This is a genomic window from Mesorhizobium sp. M7A.F.Ca.US.006.04.2.1 (genome assembly GCF_004022915.1).
In the GTDB taxonomy this organism is placed as follows: domain Bacteria; phylum Pseudomonadota; class Alphaproteobacteria; order Rhizobiales; family Rhizobiaceae; genus Mesorhizobium; species Mesorhizobium ciceri.
In genome coordinates, this window is sequence record NZ_RZQA01001498.1 from 1 (window position 1) to 724 (window position 724).

1 pseudogene is annotated in these 724 nt (G+C 62.6%); it reads right to left on the reverse strand.

The features are described from left to right. Positions 1-265 (reverse strand): annotated as a pseudogene (locus EN925_RS38310) (phosphatidylglycerol lysyltransferase domain-containing protein); the annotation flags it as partial. Between the last annotated feature and the right edge of the window lie 459 nt (positions 266-724).

Here is a 724-nt window from a genome sequence, read left to right on the forward strand (position 1 = left end):
GCTTGATGTAATCGGCCCGACGCGCCGGAGCCGCCACCGGGTCGCCGAGCGCGAAATGGTGCTTCATCTTGGTACCGAAGGCGATGTAGCCGTCGGCGTCGCCGAAATAGGAGAGCTTGCCTTGCACGGCGGTGGAATAGGCGAGCGAGAAGTCGCCATAGCGGCGCACCAGTGCCAGGCGTTCGACATGGGTCAGCGCCTGCCGCTCGACCTCGGGCGCGGCGGCCTCAAGGATCTTGTCGAAATAGAACCGCAAGGAGGGCATGGTCGAGATTCCGCGTGCCGCCTACAGCGCCGGCCGTCCAGGACGCGCCAAGGTGCTGTAACACTTTGATTCTGCGCATGACTCGAAAATCGGAGTCGATTTCGGGCATGCGCGTGGGGATAACCGAGACCCGCCAGCCACCCCGAGCCTCGAATCAATCACATTGCCGCGACCTGATTACCGTTGATATCGCGCATATGCCATATAGAGCGCAACCGCGGCCCGGCGTACGGAGCTAATTCGCATCGCTCGAAATTTCGGCCGCGGTTTGCTGCAGGGATCCTGCGCGGGATCAAACGGTTACAGCGTCCTGCCAGCCTAGCGTCGAACGGGATTCGAGTGAATGACTGATACGACAATCAGATCGGTTGTGGATCTGCCGGCCAAGGTCGAGCCGGCAATCGTCGTCGGCGCCGGTGCTGCCGGGCTGGCCGTCGCGCACGCCTTGATGAACGCCGG